Origin of the sequence: Achromobacter marplatensis (assembly GCF_049060505.1) — a bacterium.
In the GTDB taxonomy this organism is placed as follows: Bacteria; Pseudomonadota; Gammaproteobacteria; order Burkholderiales; family Burkholderiaceae_B; genus Achromobacter; species Achromobacter marplatensis_A.
The window spans coordinates 211,580-233,065 of record NZ_JBMGRB010000002.1; the positions used below are offsets into that span (position 1 = coordinate 211,580).

A 21,486-nucleotide genomic window follows, 5' to 3' on the forward strand; every position below is an offset into this window, starting at 1 on the left:
GCGCGGCGCCCTACCCGCGCCAATAGCGGTACAGGGCCCGCGCCGCCGCGTCCAGCAAGAAGCCCAGCACGCCGATCATCAGCACCATGGCCATCAGTTCCGAATAGGCCAGCCGGTCACGCGTGTCCAGAATGAAATACCCCATTCCTGCCGACACGCCCAGCATTTCGCAAGGCACCAGGACAATCCACAGGATGCCTATCGCCAGCCGCACGCCGGTCAGGATGTGCCCAAGCACGCCGGGCAGGATGACGCTGCGCAGGGTCTCCCAGCGGGTGGCGGCCACGCTTTGCGCCAGTTGCAACCAGCGCGGGTCCAGCTGCTGCACGCCTGCCGCGGTATTCAGCACAATGGGCCAGACGGCCGCGAACGTCAGCAGGAAATAGACGGGATCATCCCCGACTCCGAACACCATGACGGCAATGGGCATCCAGGACAGCGGCGAGATCATCCGCAGGAACTGCATGGCGGGCGATACGGTGGCCTCCAGGCGCCGCCAGCTGCCAATCGCCAATCCCAGCGGCACGCCGATCAACAGTGCAAACCCCAGCCCCACGGCAATGCGCCGCAGGCTGACCAGGATGTGCATGGGCAGGTCGGATGCGGTCAGCAATTCCGCCAGGCTCACGAAGGTGGCGGCCGGCGAAAAACGCCGCGCCATGCCGCCAGCGGGCGACAAGACGTCGGTGCCCAGCCACCACAACGCCAGCAAGGCCGCCAACCCGCCCAGGCCCAACAGGCACCGGCGGCCCAGGCCCAAGCCACCGGCGCCCGGACGGCGTGACGGCTTGGCGGTTGATTCGGCCGGATCGGCGCTTCCGGCGGATCCGCCAGGCGCGGCCGCTGCGGGCGCTTGCGAACCGGCAAATGACTCGCGTGCCGTCACGCCTGCACCATTTCAGTCCGCGTGTAGGCATCCGGGAAGCCAAAGCGGTTCAGACCGCCCACGGATTCGATGGCGCGCTTGACGTAGCGGTCATCGACGAGTTCCCGGGCCGCGCGCGCCGGATCCAGGTCGGCCAGGAAGCCCCGATCGGCCTCGATCACCGTATCGCGCAAGCGGCGCACCAGCTCCTCGGTGTAGCTGGGAAACGGATAGGGCTGGAAGTCGATGCGGCGCTCGTCCCAGTCGGCATGGCGGATGGCGCCGCTGCCCAGGTAGCCTTCGCGGTCGGCGGCGGGCGGCGCCAGCACCTTGGTCAAGGCCGGCAAGCCGTGCGGCGTATAGCGGTTGATGCCTTCCTTGGACAACAGCTGCGCGGTTTCGGCCCGGTGGTCGCGTATCCATAATTGAGCCTGAACGATGGCATCGACCACCTTCTGCGACCACGCTGGGCGCTGTTCAAGGTCGCGTTCGTGCATGAACACGACGCAGCAGGCATGGTTGCGCCAGATGTCGCCGGTAAAGCGCAGCACCTTGCCCACGCCCAGCGTTTCGGCGACGGCATTGAAGGGCTCGGCCACGATGTAGCCGGCGATGCGGTTCTGCGCCAGGGCGGGCGGCATGTCCGAAGGCGCCATGACGATCAGGTTGACCTCGGTCGCACCGACCGAGCCGTCTTTGCGCGCCACAGGCGTCAAGCCGTTTTCGCGCAGCAGGTATTGCAGCATGACGTTGTGGATGGAATACCAGAACGGGATGGCTACCGTCTTGCCGCCCAGTTCCTTGACGCTGTTGATGGCCGGCGCGACGGTCAGGCCCGATCCGCCCACGTGGTTCCAGGCCACGACCTTGGCCGGCACCTTGCTGCCGAAGCGCGCCCATACCGTCATGGGAGACAGCAGGTGCACCACGTTCACCTGGCCGGAAATGAAGGCTTCGATTACCTGCGCCCAGCTGCGCAACAGCGTGGGCTTTTCCGCTTTGACGCCCGCCTTGTCGAACAAGCCGTTGTTGTGCGCCACCAGCAACGGCGCGGCGTCGGTGATAGGCAGGTAGCCGATCCGCACCGGCGCGTCCGGCTCGCTTTGCGCGCGGGCGTTGAACGCCGACAGCAACGTGCTTGCGCCGCCTGCCGTCAGCAGGGCCGAGAGTTTCAACCAGTCGCGACGCGACATGTGTTCCAGGCACATCTATGAGCTCCTTGGTGGACGAACGTCCGTTCAAACCAGCGCGGGATCGCCGCGCACGGCCCGCAGCGCGGCGCGCAGACGGGTCAGGATTTCCAGGCGCAGCACGCCCATTTCCGGCAGCAGGTCGGCGCGCGGCTGCGGCAGATCCACCTGCCATTCGCCCAGGATGCGTCCGGGCGCGCCGCCCAGCAGGACGATCCGGTCGGCCAGCACCAGCGCTTCGTCGATATCATGCGTGATCAGGACGGCGGCGGTCTGGAAATCGGCCACCACTTTACGCAGCAGCGTTTGCATGTCGCTGCGGGTGACTTCGTCCAGCGCGCCGAAGGGTTCGTCCAGCAGCAGCACCGACGGCTGACGCGCCAGGCAGCGTGCCAGCGCGGTGCGCTGCGCCATGCCGCCGGACAATTGCGACGGCCGCTGGTGCCGGGCATGCGACAGGCCGACTTCGTCAATGGCTTGGTCAATCCGCGTCCGGCGCTGGTCGTCCGTCAACACGGGTTGATGGGCGAAATCCAGACCGAACGCAACATTGCGTTCCAGCGACAGCCAAGGCAAGAGGCTGGGATCCTGGAAAGCAACGGCCACGCGGGGGTGCACGCCCGTCAACGGCGCGCCTTCCATCAACAGCGATCCGGCCGTGGCGGGCTGCAAGCCCGCCAGCACGCGCAGCAAGCTGGACTTGCCCGCCCCGCTGGCGCCCAGCACCGCCACCACTTCACCGCGCGCCAAATCCAGATCCACGCCATGGAAGACGGGGCTGGCCGCGCCGGCATAGCGCAGCGCCAGGCCGCGCGCCTGCAGAACCGGCGGTGTGCCGGCCGTCATGCGGCGACCTCGGCAGCCAGTCTGGCCTGCCGTTTGGCCAATTCGGTCTTCAATTGGACCAGGCTGGGCGTGACGATCGGCAGGAAGGCGGCTTCGCGCCAGCGCCGCGCAAAACCTGCCCCGGCGGGCTTCAGATACGCCGCGCCGCCGCTGGCCTGCAATTCCAGCTGCACCGCCTGATTGGCGGCTTCCGCCAGCGCGATGCGGATCTCGAACAAGGCCCAGGGTTCGGCCACGAAGCGTTCGCTGCGCACGCCGGCGATCAGGCTGGCGGCCAGCCCATCGACCTGCGCCCGCAGCGCTTGCAACGGTTCACCCAGGATGCCGCGCGACGCCTGGCCTTGGCCGGTTTGCGTTGCGGCTTGCAGCGCACGGCGGGCCAGCCCGATGGACAGGCCGCATTGCAGGCCGGCGAAGGCCGGACGCGCGCCGGGCAGGTACTGCCGGGCATCGGGATGGATCAGCCATTCCGGGCCGATGCGCACGCCCTGCACGGCCAACGCCGCGGTGTTGCTGGATTGCAGGGCCAGCAGGGACAGATCCGGGCTGCGGACCAGGCCCGCGATGTCGTGCGGCAGCGCCACCACGGCGGGCGTGCCGTCGGGCGCCGTAACGGCCGCCGCCACCAGAAACCCCTGCGGACGCAGGTTCGTCACCCACGGCATGCGGCCATCCAATACCCATTCGCCGCCAGCGTCGCTGGCGCCGATCTGCAGCGACTCGATACCCGACAAGAACTTCATGGCGTTCGATAGCGCGGTGGCGCCGGCCTGTTCGCCCGCCAACAGCCGCGCCATCCAGGCGTCGGCCAACGCCGTGTTCGGGCTGCGCAACAGGTATTCGATGAAGACGCGCTGGCTCCAGACCACGAAGGCGCTGGCGACCGAACGTTCCGCCACCTGCGATACCGCTTCGATCGCGTCGCCGATGTCGGTGCCGCGCAGGCCGCCCTGCTCTGCCGGCACGCCGATGCGGAACAGGCCGGCGCTAGCCAGCCGGGGCAGCACGGTGGCGGCGTCCAGGCTGCCGTCGTCCAGGGCGTCGGCGTGCTGATCCAGCCATGCCGCCAGATCCTGGGGCAAGGCCCAGCCCACGGCGCGCCCTGCGCCGAGCGGTTGCCCCGCCATCACGCGCCGCTCCAGGCGTAGTCGCGCAATTGATCGTTCAAGGGCGTCTGGGCCAGGTTGTTGCCAAAGTTGCAGATCGTGGCCAGCCCGACGCCCACGATGACTTCCAGCGCATTGCCATCCGAATAACCAGCGTCGCGCAGCGCCTGCAAGGCGTCGTCGCCCACACGGCCGCGCGTCTGGATGACGGCCTCGGTGAAGGCGGCCAGGGCCTGCAAACGTTCATCGGGCAGCACGCCCTGGGCGCGCAGCGCGTCCACGACTTCCGGCGATAGCCGCGCCTTGTTGCGCGCGATCGCCGTATGGCCGGCCACGCAGAACGTGCAGCCATGACGCGTTCCGGCCACCAACTGGACCACTTCGCGCTCTTGCAAGGTCAAGCCCGCGCGCGCATTGATCTGCGATAGCGTCTGATACGCTTCCAGCGCGACAGGCGCGTTAGCCAGCACTCCCAGCAGGTTGGACAGGTATCCCGACGCCTGTTCCGCCGCGGCCAATGCAGCGCGCGTGGGTTCGGGAGCGCTTTGCGCGGTATGGACGGGCAAACGAGCCATGAAGATCTCCTGGGGTATCGTAGAAAACCATATTGTGCGGGTGGCCGGCGGCAAGCGACAATGCATGAAGATCGCAACTTGATGCTAGATCTTATCGACTTTCAGCTATGCGCTTATAACCGGATTCAATCCGCGATCATCCTCCTGAACTGCACCGGCTTGCCGACCGGATCAGTTTCATGCCATCACCGCCTGCCTAACCACCTTGCCCTTGCATCCCGATCATACCGACCAGGCCGCCGTCGACGCGCTGCTGCTGTCCAGCCTGGAAGTTCAATCCAGCCTGTATCACCTGGGGCAGTACTGCGGCAATTGGTCCGCCAGCACCAGCGGGCGGGCGCGCGCCAGTTTCCATTTGATCTTGCACGGCCGCTGCCGGGTCGACCTGGGCGAAGACGAAGCGCCCTTGACCCTGGCCGCTGGCGACGGCATTTTTTTCCTGCGCGACATCCCGCATGCCTTGACGCCGCTGGACCCGCCCGCGCCCGGCGCCGCCCGGTGCGCCGCCATGGAACCGCTGCTGCCGCGGCAAGCCGACAGCACGGGCCTTGCTTGCGGTTTTTTCCAGTTTCGCCCCGGGCTGGCGGACCTGCTGGCCGATACCCTGCCCGACTATCTGGTGCTGCGCGCCGACGACGAACGCTTCCGCACGGCGCGGGGCGTGTTTGAATTGATATTGGGGGAAACCGCGCGCGAGCCCGGCGCGTCGCCCGTGGTGCTGGAACGGCTGACCGACCTGCTGATCTTCTTCATGCTGCGTCATCTGGCCATCCACGACCGGCAGGCCTACGGCCTGTTCGTGCTGGCGCGGGATCCGGCCATGGCGGGCCTGCTTCAAGCCATTCTGGAAGATCCCGCCGCCACCTGGAGCCTGCAGGACATGGCCGACCGCCTGCATATGTCCAAGGCGACGTTCCATCGGCGCTTCACGCTGCAAAGCGGCACAACCCCTGCGCAATTGCTGCAACGCCTGCGCATGCGCGTGGCGCGACGCCTCTTGAGCCAGGGCATGGGCATCCAGGACGCCGCCGAACGCGTGGGGTACCAATCCCAGGCCGCGTTCAGCCGCGTGTTCCAGCGGACAGAGGGCGTGGCCCCTTCGTCCTGGCGCAAACGGGGCGCTGCGCAAGGCTAGGCGCGCGGGCGCGCCCCGTCCTTCGGCACCGCCCCTTCAGGCGGCGTGCCATGAAGGAATCGATGTCAAGGCGTCACACCTGGGCCAGCGCCTGTTCCAGGTCGGCGATCAGGTCGTCGATGTGTTCGATGCCGATCGACAGGCGCACGGTCTCTTCGCGCACGCCGGCCTTTTGCAGCTCTTCCGGATTCAATTGACGGTGCGTGGTAGAGGCCGGATGCGTGGCCAGCGACTTCGAGTCGCCGATGTTGACCAGGCGCGTGAACAGCTGCAGGGCGTCCTGGAAGCGCGCGCCGGCATCGCGGCCGCCGTTCACGCCAAAGGTGAACAGGCCCGGGACCTTGCCGCCCAGGTATTTCTGCGCCAGCGCGTGGTCGGGGTGGTCCGGCAGGCCGGCGTAATTGACCCATTCCACCTTCGGGTGCTCGCGCAGGTAGCTGGCCACCTTGACGGCGTTCTCGACGATGCGGTCGACGCGCAGCGCCAGGGTTTCGATGCCTTGCAGGATCTGGAAGGAGTTGAACGGCGAAATCGCCGCGCCCGTATTGCGCAACGGCACCACCCGCGCGCGGCCGATGTACGCGGCCGCGCCGAAGGCTTCGGTATAGACCACGCCGTGATAGCTGACGTCGGGTTCGTTCAGGCGCTTGAAACGCGCTTTATGCTCGGCCCACGGGAACTTGCCGGAATCGATGATGGCGCCGCCCAGGCTGGTGCCGTGGCCGCCCAGGTACTTGGTCAACGACTGCACCACGATGTCGGCGCCGTGCTCGATCGGGCGCAGCAGGTACGGCGACGGCACGGTGTTGTCCACGATCAGCGGCAGGCCATGGCGGTGCGCCACGTCGGCCAGCGCAGCGATGTCGGTGATGTTGCCCAGCGGATTGCCCACCGATTCCGCGAAGATGGCCTTGGTGCGGTCGTCGATCAGCGCCTCGAAAGCCGCCACATCGCTGGGGTTGGCGAAGCGCGTCGTAATGCCGTACTGCGGCAACGTGTGCGCCAGCAAATTGTAGGTGCCGCCGTACAGCGTGCTGGACGACACGATGTTGTCGCCTGCTTCGGCGATGGTCAGGATGGAATAGGTGACCGCGGCCTGGCCCGAAGCCAGCGCCAGCGCGGCGATCCCGCCTTCCAATGCCGCCACGCGTTGCTCCAGCACGTCGGTCGTGGGGTTCATGATGCGGGTGTAGATGTTGCCCGGCACCTTCAAATCGAACAGGTCGGCGCCATGTTGCGTGTCGTCGAACGCATAGGCGACCGTTTGATAGATGGGCACGGCCACCGCGCGCGTCGTGGGGTCAGGCCGGTAGCCGCCATGCACGGCAATGGTTTCCAAGCGCCAATTGGGTTTCTTCGGTTCAGTCATGTGTCTCTCCTGGAAATACGTTATTGATGATTTTGGTCAGACGCCAAGCGCGCGCACCGCGCGCAAGATGCGTTCGACGTCTGCATGATTGTTATAGGCGCCGACGGACAAGCGCACGTAACCATACTCCACTACGCTGGCGATCACGCCCGCCTGGCGCAGATGCGCCAGGGCTGCGGCGGGATCGGGCACGCGCAATGCCGTGGTCGTGCTGCGCAACGCGGCGTCAGGCGGCGACACCACCTGCGCGCCCAACGCACGCAGGCCATCGCCAAGCGCCTGCGACAGTTCCAGCACCCAGGGTTCGATGCGCTCGGGTTCGGCGCCTTCGATCAAATCCAACGCCCCCGCCCAGCCGGCAATACCGGGATAGTTCAGGTTGCCGGATTCCAGCCGGCGGGCATCGCCCGCATCGGACACCCCCACCTGCCATTGCAGGCCGGACTTGTCCAGGGTGGTCACGCCTGACGGGCCGATATACAGCGGGTCCAACGCGTCCAGCAGCTTGGGGGACACATGCAAGAATCCCACGCCCAACGGGCCAAGCAGGCCTTTGTGCGCGCCGCAGGCGAACGCGTCCACGCGCCATTCGTCGACCTGGGCGCGTAGCAGGCCCGCGCCCTGGATGCCGTCGACAACCAGCCAGATGCCGCGCGCCGCGCAACGGCGGCCCAGCTCGGCGATGTCGGTGCGCAAGCCCGTTCCGTACTGCACCCAGGACACCGCGACCAGCCGGGTGCGGGCATCCACGTGGCGCCATAGATCATCCACTGTGTAGCGGTGCGCGTTGGCTTGCGCCACCCGCACCTGCACGCCGCGGCGGCGCAGATTCAGCCAGGGTAAGGCGTTTGTAGGGTGTTCCTGGTCGTCGACGATCAGGTTGTCGCCGTCTTGCCATGCCAAGCCCTGCGCGACGGTGTTCAAGCCTTCGGTGGTGTTCTTCGTGAAGGCCAGCCGGCGCGGGTCTCCGCCGATCAAACGGGCCACCCGCACGCGCAATGCGTCTGCATCGCGCAGCCATTGCGGCTTGTCGCTACGGGCATGCGTGATGCCGTCGAAGAAGGCGGCGACCGCGTCCGCCACCTTCGGCGACAACGGGCTGGTATAGGCGATGTTGGCGTAGGCCTTGTCACGCGTGATGGGAAACAACTGCCTGAATTCGTCCTGCCAGCTCATGCGCGACCTTCCCTGAGATTCCAACTTGGTATGCCGGAATTCTAGGTATATGACGCGGATCTGGATAAGGCTTAGTTCTTATATTGATATGACCATATAGTCGCTCGGAAACCCGGGGTGTCCGCCCATAATTCATGCCTTTCTTGCATACAAACGATACGGGAACGGCATGCGACTGACTCAACTACTCAACGTGGCGGGCGTGGCGGCGGCGCTGACGATCACCGGCGCGGCCCACGCCGGCACGGTGGACACCATCAAGAAACGCGGCGAACTGGTGTGCGGCGTGAGCCAGGGGTCGGCGGGCTTATCCATCGCCGACAAACAAGGCCGCTGGACCGGCCTGGACGCGGATCTGTGCCGCGCGCTGGCGGCCGCCGTGCTGGGCGACGCCGAGAAAACGCGCTTTGTCCCGCTCAGTTCGCAACAGCGGTTTCCGGCGTTGCAGTCCGGCGAGATCGACGTGCTGAACCGCAACACAACCATCACCTCCAGCCGCGACGCGGGCTTGGGGATCGTGTCCGCCGGCATCGTCTTCTATGACGGCCAGGGCTTCCTGGTGCCGCGCAAGCTGGGCGTCAAAAGCGCTACCGAACTGGACGGCGCGCAGGTCTGCGTGCAGCCTGGCACGGTCAACGAACAGAACCTGGTCGATTACTTCAAGAAGCACAAACTGACGTATCGCCCGGTGGTGATCGAAAACCTGGTGGAACTTGAACAGGCCTTCTATGCCGGCCGCTGCGACGTCTACCTGTCGGACGCCTCCACGCTGGCGGCCAGCCGCGCCGCGCGAGCCGGCAAGCCCGATGACTTCGTGATCTTGCCCGAACGCATCAACAAATCGCCCCTGGGTCCTTTCGTGCGGCAGGACGACGCCAACTGGGCGGCTATCGTGCGCTGGACCGTCAACGCCCTGATTGCCGCCGAAGAGCTCGGCATCACGGCCAAGAATGCCGACAGCCAGACGCAAAGCAGCGACGCGCAAGTCCGCCGCCTGCTGGGCGTGGATGCGGGCATCGGCAAGAGCTTCGGCCTGGACGAAAGTTGGGCGAAGAACGCCATCAAGGCCGTCGGCAACTATGGCGAAGTGTGGGACCGCAACCTGGGCGCCGCCACGCCGCTGAAATTGGACCGCGGCCTGAACGCGCAATGGAACCAGGGCGGTCTGCTGTACTCGCCGCCGTTCCAATGAATTTGACCTTCTGAGCGCGGCAGGCGGGCCCATGGCCCGCCTTTTGCATTGCTACTGGCCATGATGACCGTAACGACCCACCCCTTCCCTTCCCCCGGCCCGCTGCGCCGCTGGCTGCCATCCCTGGCCTGGATCATCGCGCTGGGCGCCATGGCGTCCGTGCTGCTGGGGCATATCGAATCCGTGCAGGCCTTGCGCGGCATCCAGGGCGGATTCGGATTCCTGCTTCAGCCTGCGGGCTTCCGGATTTCGGAAAGCCTGCTTGCCGTCACGCCGGACGACCCTTACTGGATGTCGATCGCGGCGGGCCTGGCCAATACGCTGACCGTTGCGGCCGTGGCGATTCCGCTTGCGACCGCGCTTGGCATCGCGTTGGGTCTCATGCGCTTGTCGGCCCATCCGCTGGCCGCGCGCTGCGCCGCCGCCCTCATCGCGCCGTTGCGCAACACGCCCGTGCTGCTGCAATTGTTCCTCTGGTACGGATTGCTGCTACGCCTGCCGGACGTGCGGCAGGCGTGGTCGCCCTTGCCGTCGGTGCTGTTGTCCAACCGCGGGCTGGCTTTGCCCGCCGTGCAAGGCGCGTTGCCTTATGCCGCCATCGCGCTGCTGGCCCTGGCGTTGGGTTGGCGGGCAAAACGCCGTTGGGGCAATAGCGCCGCCATCGCCACATTGGCCTTCGCCGCATTCGCCATCGCCATATTGGCGGGCACCCTGCTGCCCGCCATGCGGATTGACCTGCCGGTCAAACGCGGTTTGGGCCTGCAAGGCGGATGGCAACCCAGCATCGAGTTCGCGGCGCTGCTGATCGGCCTGGTCATCTTCCATGCCGCGTACATCGCCGACATCGTGCGGGCCTCGGTACGCGCCGTGCCGGTCGGGCTGGTCGAGGCGGGGCAGGCCATGGGCCTGACGCCTTGGGGCGTACTGCGCCGGGTGATCGCCCCCTACGCCACGCGCGTCGCCCTGCCCCCTTATGCAAACCAATGCCTGGCGCTGGTCAAGAACAGCACGCTGGCCATCGCCATTGGCTACCAGGAACTGATGGCCGTCATCAACACCGCCATCACGCAGACCGGCCTGGCGCTGGAGGGCATCGCTCTGGCGGTGGCGGTCTATCTGACGCTGGCGCTGGTGCTGGGCGGCGGCCTGTCGGCCTGGAACGCGCGCATTACCCGCCATGGCCCGGGCGACACGCACGGCGCAAGGCTGGGCGACCGCCCGTTGTGGCGCGCAGCCGGCAGCGACGCGCGCCCGTGGCGCCGCAAGGCGGTGTCGTTAGCCTTGACCGTGCTACTGGCCGCCGTCGCCTGGGCGCTGCTGGACTGGGCCGTGTTGCGGGCCGTCTGGCGGGGCGACCCCGCAGCGTGCGCCAGCGCGGCCGGCGCCTGCTGGGCCGCCGTGGGGGAAAACCTGCCGCTGCTGTTCTTCGGCACGATGGCACCGGCCGACCGCTATCCCGGCGCCATCGCCTGCGCGGCGCTGCTGGGCGGCATCGCGTTGACGCTGGGCGGGCAACGCGTGCCCGCCAGGACGCGCCTGGCCACGTTGGCCGCCCTGCTGCTGATCGTCGTCAGCGCACTGACGGGCTGGCCCTGGGAAGGCGCCTTGATCGGCCCGCAACGCTGGGGCGGGCTCTTGGTGACGCTGATACTCGCCATCGCCGCCTTGGCCGCCGCCGTGCCGCTGGCCTTTGCGCTGGCGCTACTGCGCCGGTCCGGCAGCCGCGTGGGCGCGCTGGCCGCCGCCGGCCTGATTGAAGCCGTGCGCGGCGTTCCACTGGTGACACAGTTGCTGTTCGCCTCTTTCGTGCTGCCGATGCTGCTGGGCGGCGGCGTGTCGAAATTCAACATGGCGCTGGCCGCGCTGACGCTGCATACCGCCTGCCTGCTTGCCGAAGTGCTGCGCGGTGCGCTACAGGCCATCCCGCCGGGACAATTGATGGCGGCGCGCGCATTGGGCATGCGCCCCGCCACGGCCTATGCCACGGTGATCTGGCCCCAGGCCCGCCGCATCGCCGCGCCGGCCGCCCTGGGCGTCTTCGTGGGCGCCGTCAAGGACACATCGCTGGTCAGCATCATTGGTGTATTTGACGTGCTGGGCGCGGCCAAGGCGGTGGTTGCCGGCACCGACTGGCGGCCCTACCACGTCGAGGTCTACCTGGCCGTGGCGTTGTTATATTTCGCGGCAAGCCTGGCGCTATCGCGCGTGGCCAAACGGATGGAAATCAACCCGCCCGCGACGCCAGCGGCGTGCGGCTTAAAAAGCGGTCGAAGGCATTCAGGTACGCCACTTCCACCGCGGTAAGCTTGCGCTGCTTGTGCCACGTCAGAAACACATCGATCTCGGCCACGGATTCGGCGGGCGGCAAGCGCCGCAGTTCGCCGTTGACAACATCCTGGCGAATCAGGTGTTCGGGCAAGAAGCTCAGCCCGATGCCGGCCACCACCATGCGCCGCACCTCTTCGATATTGGGCGACGTGCCGACGATCCGGCCCGTGAAGCCTTGCTGGTCACGGAAAATGGTCAGCGGTGACAGCGTGTCGCCGATCTGGTCGCTGGCAAAGCACACAAAGTTCTGGTCCATCAGGTCTTCGATGGTGACCCGTTGCTTCGAGAACAGCGGATGGTGGCGGCCGCAAACCACCGCGTACTGATGCCTAAGGAACAGGCGCCGCTCCAGGGCGTCGACCGGCTTGCGGCACAGGCAGATGCCTAAGGCTGGCACCCGCTTGGCCAGCGCCTCCAGGATGGCCGCGCTGGGCAGCACGTCCATGTGGAATTCGATCTTGGGATAGCGCCGATGGAATTGCGCCAGGAAGTCGTCGTAGGCCGGGCTTTGCACCTTGCTCATCACCAGCAGCCGCAGCGTGCCCGCGATTTCCGCCTTGTCCTGCGTGGCGGCATTCTCGATGCGCGCCATCGTGCCGTACATGTCGCGGGCAATCGCGTAGATCTCGTCGCCCAGGCCGGTCAAGCGGAATTCGCCGTTACGCCGGTGCAGCAGCAAGCCGCCCACCGCCTCTTCCAGCCGCTTGAGCGCCTGGCTGACGGCCGGCTGGCTCAGGTGCAGCGCCTGCGCCGCCCGGCCGACGCCGCGCTCTTGCACCACGAACATGAACGTGCGCAACAGGTTCCAGTCCATGCGTTCGGGCGCAAGTGTCAGCGCGGTGGGCGGCGAAGTGGGTTTTCGGGCAGGCGGCTGGGGCATGGCGTCGCGGAAGGGATCGAAAAAAAGGCTGTCGAACCCCGCTGGCCATGCCGGCGCCGCGCGCGTCAAACGCCGGACAGCCCCGCGAAAAACCGCGATGCGTTGGATTCCAACCCTTCGATATAGTAGCCGCCTTCCTGCACGATCACGGTCGGCAGCCGCAAGCTTCCGACTTCCCGGCCCAGACGTTCGAAGCCGTCTTCCGTCACACTGACCATGGCTTGCGGGTCTTTTTCAAAGATGTCGAAACCCAGCGACAGGACCAGCGCGTCCGGTTGGAACAGGTCGATCGCCCGACGCGCCTGGGCCAGCCGTTCGAAGAATACCGACTCGGGGGATCCATGCGGCATGGGCAGGTTGATGTTGTAGCCATAGCCCTCGCCGGCCCCGCGCTCGTCCTCGAAGCCCGCGACAACCGGGTAGAAATTTTCGGGGTCACCGTGGATGGACACGTACAGCACGTCGTTGCGCTCGTAGAAAATCTCCTGGATGCCCTGGCCGTGGTGCATGTCGGTGTCAAGAATCGCCACGCGGCCGAATGCCGACCGAAGACGCTGGGCCGCGATGGCGGCGTTGTTCAGATAGCAGAAACCGCCTGCCGCATCACGACGCGCATGGTGGCCGGGCGGGCGGCAGATGGCGTAGGCGTGGCGGTCGCCGGCCAACACGGCTTCGGCGCCGGCGACCGCGCACTGCGCCGCCCAATACGCCGACTGCCAGGTGTGCGGCCCCACCGGGCAACTGCCATCGGCCAAATAGCGGCCCGCCTTGGCCAACACGCCACGCAACGCATTGGGTTCGCGGACAAACACGTTGGAGACGACTTCGCCGCCCCAATCGCCCGGCAGTTTCATCCAGTCTTCATGGGCGCTTTGCAGGAATTGCAGATAGTCCAGGGAGTGCACGGCGGACAAGGCCCCTGCCCCGTGATCCGCCGGCGCCTGCACGTCGAACCCCAACTTGCGCGCCGCTTGCACCAGGCCATCCAGCCGCGCCGGCACCTCCTGCGGCGTGCGCATCTTGCCGCGCGAGAAATAGGTCTGCGGATGGTGCAGCTTTTGGTCGTCGTGGAAAAATGCCTTCATGCTTGCTGATCCTTCAGTTGGAAGTGCTGGGTGCGCTGGCCGGCATTGCCCAGCAGCAGGACGGAAACCAGGGAAAGCAACGATATCGCCGAAAACAGCAGCGCCAGCGGCCACCACTGGCCTTTGAAATTCTCGGCCAGCACGGTGCCCAGCAACGGCGTCAAGCCGCCGAAGATGGCGCCCGACAGCTGATAAGCCATGGAGATGCCGGTGTAGCGGATGCGGGTCGGAAAGCTGTCGCTGACGTACCCCGCGATCACCGCGTAGTAGGCGCCCATGAAGAATACCGCCACGCCGACGCCCAGCGTAATACTGGTTAGCGAGCCCTGGTCGACCAGGTTGAACATGACGTAGGGCGTGAACATCGAGACGAACGCCATGGCGCCCAGGAACCGCAGGTTGCCCACACGGCTGGCCACGTAAGCGGCCAGCGGCGTGATGAAGAACTGCATGATCGATACGACCAGCAGGCAGTCCAGGATCACGGCACGGTTCAGGCCCACGTACTGCGTGGTATAGGCGATCATGAACGTGTTGGTGAAGTAGAAGCCCGCGATGCCCAGCACATTGGCCCCAACCGCCAGCATCAACAGACGGGGCGCGCCGCGCAGCACCTGGGCAAGCGGCGCCTGCACGGGCGTGGCGGATGTGGTGCCCGAGGCGGACTTGGCGCGATCGGCCTGTGCCTGCTTCTCGGCCAGGAAATCGGGCGATTCATTGACGCTCAGGCGGATCACGAAACCCACGATCAGCAGCACGGCCGAAAACAGGAACGGCACGCGCCAGCCCCAGCTCAGGAACGCGTCGTCGTCCAGGCCCGTCACCAGCTTGAACATCAGCATCGACAAAATCAGGCCGGCGGGGCTGCCCAATTGCGCAAAAGACGCGAAGAAAGTGCGCTTGCTCTGGTCCGGCGAATGCTCGCCGGCCATCAGCACCGCCCCGCCCCATTCGCCGCCCACGGCGATGCCCTGCACGATGCGCAGCAGGATCAGCAGCACTGGCGCCCAGAAACCGATAGAGGCGTAGGTGGGCAACAGGCCGATCAATACGGTCACGCTGCCCATCATGACCAACGTGATCACCAGCGATTTCTTGCGCCCGATCTTGTCGCCAATATGGCCGAAGATCGCGCCGCCCAGCGGGCGTGCGAAAAAGCCCACCGCGAACGTGCCCAATGCGGCCAGGGTGCCGTAGAAGCCCGTGGCAGATGGGAAAAAGAGCTTGCCGAACACCAGCGCCGCGGCAGTGGCGTAGATGTAGAAGTCGTACCACTCGATCATGGTGCCGACGAAAGCGGCGGTCGACGCGCGCACCGGCTGGTGCCCTGTCGCAGGTTTTCCCCTCATGTTTGTCTCTCTTAAGGTGGTTGAGGTCTATCAGCCCGCTGTTATAGCCCTGGCCCCACCATAAGAAAAATTCTTATTTCTTATCCCCCGAATTACTTTGACTAATGAGTGAAAACCCTTATTTTTCCGCGCTATCGCGGGGCCGCCGTGGCGCTAAGCCGCCGCCCCGCGCAGCCGCTCCAGCCAAGCTGGCCGGGGCGCGGCATCCAGCCAGTTCTTCACGATCAGCCCAAGTTCCGTATCGCCCGAAATCCGCAGGCGGCGTTGGAAGAACAAGGTATCCGCGTCGGTTTCCGCCCGAACCAGGCTGACCAGGTCGGCCAGCTTGGCGCCCAGTTCCAGGTCACACACCGCACGGTCCCAAGCGGGCCGGAATGCGCCGTCACGCACCGAAAAAGCGCTGCGCAGGCCCAAGTCTTCAATGGTGATCGCGAAACTGCGGCCGTCCAGTTCGGCTGGCGGCTGCAACCAATTAAGCCGTCGCGACAGCTCCAGGCCCGCGACGAAGTGCAACGATACGATCGGCGTCGGCAGGCGCCGGCCCACGCGGGCAAGCCACGCCGGCGGACGCAGGTTCAAGGCGGAACTCATGCCGCGGCCTCCAGCAATTCGATGCCGGAGCGGCCGTGGTAATAGCCGTTGCATCGCCCCATGCCGGCCGGCGGCGCAACCGGCGCGGGCGTGCCGCCGCGACGGGTCGCGTCCAGCGCCGCCACGGCATCCAGCGTGCCGGCCGACTGCGGGCTGACGCGCAAGACATCCACGCCCATGCGGGCAAGGTCGGGCGCTTGCGCCAGCAAGTCCAGGCAGGCGGCGGACTGCACCTGAATGCCGTTGATGCCTAGGAATTCGCGCGACTCGCGGGTGCGCATGTCGAGCCCGTCGGGGTGTTCGATGCAACGGAAGCCGCAATCGTCCTTCTTTAGCCGGAAGTGCCGGGCGGTGAAGCAACGCGCCGAGAAGGCCAGCGCCATGCGGCCCCACACCATCACTTCGGCCGCCATGCCCTCAGGGCGCTCTTCCAACAGGCGCGCCAGGGTGGCGCCGTCCATTTCCAGCGGCGCCACGAAACGGACCGCGCCCTGGCTCGCCAGCCATTGCAGCGTGCCGCCGTGATAGGCGTTCACATGCGGGCCGGCTACGAAGGCGCGGCCTGCCAGATGCCGCATGGCGCCGAGTTCGCCGGCCTCGACCATGAAGTCGTCCTGGCCGCAGAGCTTTTTCAAGGCGTGCGCCTCTGCCCCGGTTTCGATCAGGGTGCGCCCCGACAGCACCACGGTCTTGCCGGCATCGCGGAGGTCTCGGGCCAGGTCCAGCCAGTCGTCCGCGCGCAGTTCGTGGCGGCGGCTACAGACGGTTTCGCCGATGTAGAGGATGTCGGCCGGGCTCTCGGCCAGGTCGGCGTAGAAGTCCAGCGTGCGCTGGCGCGGCCAGTAGTACAGCAACGGGCCAACGGATATCTGGAATGCGTTCGGGTTCATTTCCATGGACGTTCAAATGCGCCTTGGGTGACTTGGGATCCTTCCGCATGGCGCGCCAGCAAGGCGTTCCATTCGGGCCGCGGAGAAAAACGCGCGGCGTCGGCATGCACGCTGTCCAGCGCTGCGCGCAGCGTGGACACCACCTGCGTGACATAGGCCGGGCTGCGCTGGCGGCCTTCGATCTTGATGGCGGACACGCCCATTTCCGCCAAGCGCGGCAACAAGCCGATCGCGTTCAGGCTGGTGGGTTCTTCCAATGCGTGATCGGCCACGCCGTCGACGTCGAAACGCCCTTTGCACAGCGTGGGATAAGCGGCCGGCTCGCCGGGTTCGTAGCGGTCGATGAGAATGCCGGACAGGCGCGCGTCCATGCGGCCGTTCTCTTCCACCCAGCGCACGGCGTGCGCGGGCGAACAGACGCCTTTGTTGTTGGGCGAATTGCCCGTGGCGTAGGACGACAGCAGGCACCGGCCTTCCGCCATGACGCACAGACTGCCGAAGCCGAAGACTTCGACTTCCACGCTGACGTTCGCGCAGATGCGGGCGACTTCGGCCAGGGTCAGGACGCGTGGCAGCACCACACGGCGGATGCCGAACTGCGATTTCATCAGTTCAATGGCGTCGGCGTGCGTGGCGGAGCCCTGCACGGACAGGTGCAAGCGCAAGTCGGGATAGCGATCGCTGGCATAGGCCAAGAGGCCGGGATCGGCCATGATGACCGCATCCGCGCCCAGTCCGTGAGCGGCATCCACCGCGTCGCGCCACTCTTGCGCGCGACCCGCCTGCACGAATGTGTTGATGGCAAACAGCACCTGGCGCCCTTTTCGGTGCGCCAGTTCGACGCCGGCCCGGATGTCGTTTTCGGTGAAATTTAGCCCGGCGAAATTGCGGGCGTTGGTGGCGTTCTTGAGCCCGAGATAGACGGTGTCGGCGCCCGCCTCGATTGCGGCTTTCAAGGCAGCCAGGCTGCCGGCGGGGGCCACGAGCTCTATAGGAGAGGTTCGAGTTTGCATGCCGGCCAGTCTAGGGTCCGGCCGCCATCCGGGCCTTGTCGCAGATCAAACGCGGCCACGCCCGCGCGCTGAAAAACGCGGCGCTATTCTTCGGAATGCAGGCCGTGTTCCACGGCGTACACCGCGACCTGGACGCGGCTGGTCAGGTTCAGCTTCTTCAGCACATTCTGCACATGGATCTTGACGGTGCTTTCGCTGACGTCAAGCTCGCGCGCAATGACCTTGTTGCTGGCGCCGCGCGCCAGGCATTGGACGATCTGCGTTTCACGCGCGGTCAGCCGGTGGCGCTCCGCGTTGCCGGAAGCCTGCGCCGCCAGCGTGGCCTGCCCGCGGAATTGGTCGACCAGCTTGGCGGTCATGCTTTCAGCGATGACCGATTCGCCGGCCGCCGCCCGCCGGATGGCCGTGGTCAGCACTTCGGCGTCGATGTTCTTCACCAGATAGCCGCGCGCGCCGTCGCGCAGGGCCTGGCCCAGCTCGTCGGCCTCTTCCGAGACCGTCAGGATGATGACGGCACAAGACGGCAGGTCTTGGGTCAGCAGTTGCAGCGTTTCCAGGCCGGACAGGCCCGGCAGGTTCAAGTCCAGCAGCACCACATCGGGCTTCAGTTCCTTGGCGCGCTTGATGCCTTCGACGCCGTCCCCCGCCTCGGCCACCACTTCAAAATCGGGCTGGCGTTGCAACAGCAGGCGCACGCCGGAACGGAACAGCGTGTGGTCATCGACAAGGAGGATACGGATAGGCATGTTCGGAACGTGTCAGGCGGCCTGGCGTTCGCTGCCAGGCAAAGTCAGCGCGACGCGCGTGCCGGCGCCGGGCTGGGATTCGAGTTTTATCACGGCGCGCATTCGCGCGGCGCGCTCTTGCATGATGTGCAGGCCAACATGGGACTCGCCGCGCGCGGCCACTTCGTCCGCGTCGTAGCCTTGTCCGTTATCACGGACCGACAGCGAGAAGTCGCGCTCGTTGCTTACCGATATCTGCACCTGGCTGGCTTCGGAGTGCTTGCGCACATTGGATAGCGCCTCTTGCAGGATGAACAGCACCTGCAACTGCTGCTCGGGCGGCAGCGGACCGCCTTCGTCTCCACCGAACCGCAGCTCGGTGTCGATGCCGGTCTGGCGGCGGAAGCGATCCACGGTGGATTCGATGGCGGCCTGCAGATCCCCCTGCCCCAGCTTGCTGCGGAAGTTGGTCAACAGTTCGCGCACGTCCTGGTAGCTTTCATCCACGCCCGTGCGCAGCAACGGCAGGATCTCGGTGACTTCTTCCTGGTCGCCGCGCTTGACCGCGCCGTCCAGCATCTGCAATTGCAGGTTCAGGAAATTCAGGCCCTGCGCCAGGCTGTCGTGCAGGCCCTGCGCGACCAGCCCCCGTTCCTGCACCACCGCCAGTTGCCGCGCCTGCGCGCTTAAGCGCCGGTTGTCCAGCGCCACGCCCAGGTGCTGGCCCAGGGTCTCCAGCAACTGCGAATCGGACGGCGCCAAATGGCGTTGCTGGCGGAAATGCAGTGAATACGATCCCAGCACCTCGTCGCGGGTCACGATGCGGAACACCGCCACGCTGGCAAAGCCCTCGCGCTGGCAGTTCAGGTCCAGTTCGGGCGGCGCATGGCGGAAATCCTGGATGACGATGACGCCCGCCTGCCGGGTCGCCACGCCGCAATAGCAGTCGCCGACCTTCATGCAATGTTCGGATTCCACGAGTTCGTCGGACAAGCCCACCGACACCACGAGGTTCAGCTTTTCGTTGGTGGGATCCAGCGCGCGAATGCTGCCGCCTTCGGCGTCGAACTGCAGCATGACGCGGCGCAGGAAGCCGTCGCACATGGCCTCGATCTCGTTCGGCTGGTTCAAGAAAGCCGCCATGTCGTACAGCGCGCCGATGTCGCGGTTCTGCGCGGCCAACTGCGCGGTCTTTTGCTCTACCCGCTGTTCCAGGCCGGTGTAGAGGTCTTGCAGTTCGTCCGCCATGCGGTTGTAGCCACGGGCCAGCAGGCCGAATTCATCCTGGCTTTCCACTGGCAAACGCGTGCTGAATTCGCGTTCGGCCATGCGCTTCAAGCCGTCGCGCAACCGCAGCACCGGCGCGATAATCCATAAATACAGCAGATAGATCATCGCCAGCGTGCCGGCGCTGGCGATCGCGGCCAGAATGCCCTGCGACAACCGCAGCGACGTGGTCTTGCCCGCGTTGTCCTGCTCAATCATCCCCACCAGCGTATCGGCACGCGAGACGAACTCAGGCAGGGTCTGCAGATACGTCGCCGCGTCGGGCTGCCCCATGCTGCGCAGCGCGGCCGGCTTCATGACGTCTTGCCAGTAACTGGCCACGTCGTGCCATTGTGTGCGGATCTCGGCGTTGCTGGGCAGGAAGAGCGGACGGGCCGGGTTGCCCCGCGCCAGCCGCGCGATGGTTTCGTCCAGCACCGCGATTTGCTCTTGGGTGCGGGCTTCGCGGCCCGCCTGCGGGCGCATCAGTTCAACCGCCACGCGGTTGGCGCGCATGCGCAGGCTGCCCGTGTCGTTGATGGCCGCGCCCGCGCCTTCCAGTTGCCAGGACAGCCATAGCGTCCAACTGATCATCGACAACACCACCACCAGCGCCGCCAGTGAACTGGCGATGATGCGCGTGGACAGGCGATGCCGGGGCGAAGGCAGGCCATCAAGTCCGGCGATGGGTGAGGAAGACGTCATAACGATCGGTGCAGGCGGGGCGGTACGGCTGACAGTGTAGACGCCTTCATTCCAGGCCCAGCGCGCCGCACAGGAAATCCGCCACCCGCGCCGGCTCGTTCAACGGCAGGCAGGGCAATCCGGCGTCCAGCGGCGCGTCGGTCGCGACCGCCAGGAAACTGCTGTCTTGGGCGTGCAGCGGCGGTTTGCCCAGCGCGGGCCGGAAGACCTCGATCCGCGGGATCGCCGCCTGCTTGAACCCTTCGACCAGCACCAGATCGGCCGGCGACAGCCGGGCCAGCTGTTGCGCCAGCGACGGCTCCGGCGCATCCCGCAGCTCGTGCACGATGGCGTAGCGGTACGGCGACGCCACCATCACTTCCTGCGCGCCGGCCAACCGAAAGCGCGCGCTGTCCTTGCCCGGCGGTTCCATCTGGAAGTCGTGATGGCTGTGCTTGATGACATTCACGCGCAGGCCCCGCGCCGCCAGCAACGGCAACATCGCCTCGATCAGGGTGGTCTTGCCGCTGCCGGACCGGCCGGCAATACCGAAAACTGGGATCATGCATGCTCCGTAAACAAGGGACAGACCATGGGCAGAAACGCATCTGCCCGCGGCGAGTATGCCAGCAATGCCCCGGCTACCAGATCGAAGTACCAGCCGTGCAGCGTCAGATCGCCCGCCTGGACGGCACGGCGCACGAAAGGAAGGTCCTCGAGGTTGCGCAGCGAGATCAGGATGGACGCCTGTTCGCAGGCGCGGCGGCGCTCCGCGTCGGTGGCAGCCGGCATCTGCCGCAGCACGCGGTGGCGCGCCGGCTCGGCAATATCCATCCACCGTTCCAGATAATCGGTTTCGCCGTCGCTGCGGGTGCGCCGCTCCATCAGCGCCCGGATACCGCCGCAATGCGCGTGCCCCAGCACGATGACGCGGCTGACCCGCAACTGTTCCACCGCGAACTGTATCGCCGCCAGCACGCCCTGCAGGCCCCGATCCGCGCTGGCGGGCGGCACCAGATTGGCCACATTGCGCACCGCGAAGATGTCGCCGGGGTCGCAGCCCAGCATCATGGCGGGGTCTACGCGCGAATCGCAGCAGCCGATCAGCAGCGTGCTGGGGTGCTGGCCGTCGCGCAGGTTGCGGTACAGCGCGGGCGCCTGTTCGTAGTATTGCTGCTGAAACCGCTGGAAGCCGTCGATGAACCGTTCGATATCTCCCAT

20 protein-coding genes are annotated in these 21,486 nt (G+C 66.3%); 3 read left to right on the top strand and 17 right to left on the bottom strand.

What is annotated here, in order from left to right; all coding sequences use genetic code 11:
* Positions 1–10: 10 nt before the first annotated feature.
* The 5 genes from ACI0FO_RS05770 to ACI0FO_RS05790 are packed head-to-tail and all read right to left on the bottom strand — an operon-like array spanning position 11 to position 4,582.
* Entirely contained in the window at positions 11–886 is an 876-nt protein-coding gene (locus tag ACI0FO_RS05770) for an ABC transporter permease (protein ID WP_416024867.1), read from the bottom strand.
* Positions 883–2,073, bottom strand: coding sequence for an ABC transporter substrate-binding protein (locus tag ACI0FO_RS05775; protein ID WP_416024869.1), 1,191 nt, complete (start codon positions 2,071–2,073; stop codon positions 883–885). Before ACI0FO_RS05775 ends, ACI0FO_RS05770 begins: the two co-directional genes overlap by 4 nt.
* Positions 2,074–2,103: 30 nt before the next feature.
* The gene (locus ACI0FO_RS05780) at positions 2,104–2,901 is read right to left on the bottom strand and encodes an ABC transporter ATP-binding protein (RefSeq protein WP_416024870.1); all 798 of its coding nucleotides are present in this window, start codon (positions 2,899–2,901) and stop codon (positions 2,104–2,106) included.
* Positions 2,898–4,028, bottom strand: coding sequence for an acyl-CoA dehydrogenase family protein (locus ACI0FO_RS05785; RefSeq protein ID WP_416025661.1), 1,131 nt, complete (start codon positions 4,026–4,028; stop codon positions 2,898–2,900). The genes ACI0FO_RS05780 and ACI0FO_RS05785 overlap by 4 nt, the downstream gene beginning before the upstream one ends.
* Positions 4,028–4,582, bottom strand: a complete 555-nt coding sequence (locus tag ACI0FO_RS05790; RefSeq protein WP_416024872.1) for a carboxymuconolactone decarboxylase family protein — start codon at positions 4,580–4,582, stop codon at positions 4,028–4,030. Before ACI0FO_RS05790 ends, ACI0FO_RS05785 begins: the two co-directional genes overlap by 1 nt.
* A 211-nt stretch (positions 4,583–4,793) precedes the next feature.
* On the opposite strand from ACI0FO_RS05790, the gene ACI0FO_RS05795 reads away from it, so the two are divergent.
* Positions 4,794–5,717 (top strand): AraC family transcriptional regulator, encoded by a 924-nt coding sequence (locus ACI0FO_RS05795; RefSeq protein ID WP_416024874.1) that lies wholly within the window; start codon positions 4,794–4,796, stop codon positions 5,715–5,717.
* A 73-nt stretch (positions 5,718–5,790) separates the two neighbouring features.
* Here the strand turns inward: ACI0FO_RS05795 and ACI0FO_RS05800 are convergent, their stop codons facing one another.
* Positions 5,791–7,086: an O-acetylhomoserine aminocarboxypropyltransferase/cysteine synthase family protein gene (locus ACI0FO_RS05800; protein WP_416024876.1), complete on the bottom strand. Its 1,296-nt coding sequence runs from the start codon at positions 7,084–7,086 to the stop codon at positions 5,791–5,793.
* Positions 7,087–7,122: 36 nt separating this feature from the next.
* Positions 7,123–8,262, bottom strand: a complete 1,140-nt coding sequence (locus ACI0FO_RS05805; RefSeq protein ID WP_416024878.1) for an aminotransferase class V-fold PLP-dependent enzyme — start codon at positions 8,260–8,262, stop codon at positions 7,123–7,125.
* A gap of 169 nt (positions 8,263–8,431) precedes the next feature.
* On the opposite strand from ACI0FO_RS05805, the gene ACI0FO_RS05810 reads away from it, so the two are divergent.
* Together ACI0FO_RS05810 and ACI0FO_RS05815 are read left to right on the top strand one after the other, a co-directional pair.
* Positions 8,432–9,454 (top strand): amino acid ABC transporter substrate-binding protein, encoded by a 1,023-nt coding sequence (locus ACI0FO_RS05810; protein ID WP_416024880.1) that lies wholly within the window; start codon positions 8,432–8,434, stop codon positions 9,452–9,454.
* A gap of 60 nt (positions 9,455–9,514) precedes the next feature.
* Positions 9,515–11,758: an ABC transporter permease subunit gene (locus tag ACI0FO_RS05815; RefSeq protein WP_416024882.1), complete on the top strand. Its 2,244-nt coding sequence runs from the start codon at positions 9,515–9,517 to the stop codon at positions 11,756–11,758.
* Here the strand turns inward: ACI0FO_RS05815 and ACI0FO_RS05820 are convergent.
* From ACI0FO_RS05820 to ACI0FO_RS05865, 10 genes are all read right to left on the bottom strand, one after another.
* Positions 11,679–12,662 carry a LysR family transcriptional regulator gene (locus ACI0FO_RS05820; protein ID WP_416024884.1) on the bottom strand — a complete coding sequence of 328 codons (984 nt, stop codon included), beginning with the start codon at positions 12,660–12,662 and terminating at the stop codon, positions 11,679–11,681. The genes ACI0FO_RS05815 and ACI0FO_RS05820 overlap by 80 nt on opposite strands.
* Before the next feature lie 65 nt (positions 12,663–12,727).
* Positions 12,728–13,747 carry a histone deacetylase family protein gene (locus tag ACI0FO_RS05825; RefSeq protein ID WP_416024886.1) on the bottom strand — a complete coding sequence of 340 codons (1,020 nt, stop codon included), beginning with the start codon at positions 13,745–13,747 and terminating at the stop codon, positions 12,728–12,730.
* On the bottom strand, positions 13,744–15,096 hold the full coding sequence (locus tag ACI0FO_RS05830; protein WP_416024887.1) for an MFS transporter: 1,353 nt from the start codon (positions 15,094–15,096) through the stop codon (positions 13,744–13,746). The genes ACI0FO_RS05825 and ACI0FO_RS05830 overlap by 4 nt, the downstream gene beginning before the upstream one ends.
* Positions 15,097–15,249: 153 nt before the next feature.
* Positions 15,250–15,687, bottom strand: a complete 438-nt coding sequence (gene ubiT / locus ACI0FO_RS05835) for a ubiquinone anaerobic biosynthesis accessory factor UbiT (protein ID WP_416024888.1) — start codon at positions 15,685–15,687, stop codon at positions 15,250–15,252.
* Positions 15,684–16,577 carry a U32 family peptidase gene (locus ACI0FO_RS05840; protein ID WP_416025663.1) on the bottom strand — a complete coding sequence of 298 codons (894 nt, stop codon included), beginning with the start codon at positions 16,575–16,577 and terminating at the stop codon, positions 15,684–15,686. Before ACI0FO_RS05840 ends, ubiT begins: the two co-directional genes overlap by 4 nt.
* Positions 16,574–17,590: a ubiquinone anaerobic biosynthesis protein UbiU gene (ubiU, locus tag ACI0FO_RS05845; protein ID WP_416024889.1), complete on the bottom strand. Its 1,017-nt coding sequence runs from the start codon at positions 17,588–17,590 to the stop codon at positions 16,574–16,576. The genes ACI0FO_RS05840 and ubiU overlap by 4 nt, the downstream gene beginning before the upstream one ends.
* Before the next feature lie 83 nt (positions 17,591–17,673).
* The gene (locus ACI0FO_RS05850; RefSeq protein WP_416024890.1) at positions 17,674–18,336 is read right to left on the bottom strand and encodes a response regulator; all 663 of its coding nucleotides are present in this window, start codon (positions 18,334–18,336) and stop codon (positions 17,674–17,676) included.
* A 12-nt stretch (positions 18,337–18,348) separates the two neighbouring features.
* Positions 18,349–20,286, bottom strand: coding sequence for a type IV pili methyl-accepting chemotaxis transducer N-terminal domain-containing protein (locus tag ACI0FO_RS05855; RefSeq protein WP_416024892.1), 1,938 nt, complete (start codon positions 20,284–20,286; stop codon positions 18,349–18,351).
* Positions 20,287–20,332: 46 nt separating this feature from the next.
* Positions 20,333–20,830, bottom strand: coding sequence for a molybdopterin-guanine dinucleotide biosynthesis protein B (gene mobB / locus ACI0FO_RS05860; RefSeq protein WP_416024894.1), 498 nt, complete (start codon positions 20,828–20,830; stop codon positions 20,333–20,335).
* A complete protein-coding gene (locus ACI0FO_RS05865) occupies positions 20,827–21,486 on the bottom strand; it encodes a carbonic anhydrase (protein WP_169270287.1) in 660 nt (219 codons plus the stop codon). Before ACI0FO_RS05865 ends, mobB begins: the two co-directional genes overlap by 4 nt.

Bases quoted from the DNA above. Each gene is read 5' to 3' on its own strand.
- ACI0FO_RS05775 (WP_416024869.1), bottom strand. From the start codon at position 2,073: ATGTGCCTGGAACACATGTCGCGTCGCGACTGGTTGAAACTCTCGGCC.
- ACI0FO_RS05780 (WP_416024870.1), bottom strand. From the start codon at position 2,901: ATGACGGCCGGCACACCGCCGGTTCTGCAGGCGCGCGGCCTGGCGCTG.
- ACI0FO_RS05785 (WP_416025661.1), bottom strand. From the start codon at position 4,028: ATGGCGGGGCAACCGCTCGGCGCAGGGCGCGCCGTGGGCTGGGCCTTG.
- ACI0FO_RS05790 (WP_416024872.1), bottom strand. From the start codon at position 4,582: ATGGCTCGTTTGCCCGTCCATACCGCGCAAAGCGCTCCCGAACCCACG.
- ACI0FO_RS05800 (WP_416024876.1), bottom strand. From the start codon at position 7,086: ATGACTGAACCGAAGAAACCCAATTGGCGCTTGGAAACCATTGCCGTG.
- ACI0FO_RS05805 (WP_416024878.1), bottom strand. From the start codon at position 8,262: ATGAGCTGGCAGGACGAATTCAGGCAGTTGTTTCCCATCACGCGTGAC.
- ACI0FO_RS05810 (WP_416024880.1), top strand. From the start codon at position 8,432: ATGCGACTGACTCAACTACTCAACGTGGCGGGCGTGGCGGCGGCGCTG.
- ACI0FO_RS05815 (WP_416024882.1), top strand. From the start codon at position 9,515: ATGATGACCGTAACGACCCACCCCTTCCCTTCCCCCGGCCCGCTGCGC.
- ACI0FO_RS05820 (WP_416024884.1), bottom strand. From the start codon at position 12,662: ATGCCCCAGCCGCCTGCCCGAAAACCCACTTCGCCGCCCACCGCGCTG.
- ACI0FO_RS05825 (WP_416024886.1), bottom strand. From the start codon at position 13,747: ATGAAGGCATTTTTCCACGACGACCAAAAGCTGCACCATCCGCAGACC.
- ACI0FO_RS05830 (WP_416024887.1), bottom strand. From the start codon at position 15,096: ATGAGGGGAAAACCTGCGACAGGGCACCAGCCGGTGCGCGCGTCGACC.
- ubiT (WP_416024888.1), bottom strand. From the start codon at position 15,687: ATGAGTTCCGCCTTGAACCTGCGTCCGCCGGCGTGGCTTGCCCGCGTG.
- ACI0FO_RS05840 (WP_416025663.1), bottom strand. From the start codon at position 16,577: ATGAACCCGAACGCATTCCAGATATCCGTTGGCCCGTTGCTGTACTAC.
- ubiU (WP_416024889.1), bottom strand. From the start codon at position 17,590: ATGCAAACTCGAACCTCTCCTATAGAGCTCGTGGCCCCCGCCGGCAGC.
- ACI0FO_RS05850 (WP_416024890.1), bottom strand. From the start codon at position 18,336: ATGCCTATCCGTATCCTCCTTGTCGATGACCACACGCTGTTCCGTTCC.
- ACI0FO_RS05855 (WP_416024892.1), bottom strand. From the start codon at position 20,286: ATGACGTCTTCCTCACCCATCGCCGGACTTGATGGCCTGCCTTCGCCC.
- mobB (WP_416024894.1), bottom strand. From the start codon at position 20,830: ATGATCCCAGTTTTCGGTATTGCCGGCCGGTCCGGCAGCGGCAAGACC.
- ACI0FO_RS05865 (WP_169270287.1), bottom strand. From the start codon at position 21,486: ATGGGAGATATCGAACGGTTCATCGACGGCTTCCAGCGGTTTCAGCAG.